This window comes from Acidisoma sp. S159 (assembly GCF_009766125.1).
Taxonomy (GTDB): Bacteria; Pseudomonadota; Alphaproteobacteria; order Acetobacterales; family Acetobacteraceae; genus Acidisoma.
In genome coordinates, this window is record NZ_LMUG01000096.1 from 1 (window position 1) to 632 (window position 632).

Genomic DNA, 632 nt, shown 5'->3' on the forward strand with positions numbered 1-632 from the left:
ATGGCCCACGATCTCGCCGACCCTGGCGATGGGGAGACGAGGCATCAGGTGCTTGAACTCCGTCTGGGCAAGCTCGCGGACCATCCTGTTGGCCTCCGCAGCCTGTTCTCGGGTCTCGAAGATGCCGATGGAAATGACCGATCCGTGGCCGACGTTGACCAAGGTGTAGGAAACCATGCCGTCGTGCTTCTGCAATAGCGGGGCTATCCTGGTCTCTGCTGCGCTGCTCACAGCCTCAATGTCAGTGACGCCGTCGTATATCCGGACCGAGGCGAACATGGCTTTCTCCCTTTGCCCAAGCGGTAGATATGACCTTTGGGCGGGGAAGGGACGTGTTCAAGAGCGGGATCGAGTTTAGAGCCCCGCCTGATCGAGGGCATGCTCCGAGATAACTGCCAGCTGCGTCTCGCATTGGCCATCAGGGATACCGACGTTGTTGCAGGCTATCCGGTATCGGTTCGCCCGCTCAAGTTCCGCGTTGCGCGGTCGAACTGACCAAACGCGGCACCAAGCGCTTCGACTTCGGCGACCCCTATCATCTCGCTATCGCCATAAGTTAGTGGGCGTTCTTCGCCAGCTGCCTCGCAGTTGATCTCGCCCTTATTCGACGAGGCAGGAGGAAGCGAGATGCA

The 632-nt window shown here is 59.7% G+C and carries 2 protein-coding genes; both read right to left on the bottom strand.

From position 1 onward, the window contains the following. The coding region (locus tag GSQ92_RS28380) for a hypothetical protein (protein WP_159014719.1) at nt 1–279 on the bottom strand (279 nt) is incomplete at its 3' end. Between the two features lie 164 nt (nt 280–443). Further along, nucleotides 444–632, bottom strand: a 189-nt coding sequence (locus GSQ92_RS30605; protein ID WP_216857009.1) for a hypothetical protein, incomplete at its 5' end; no start/stop codon positions are given.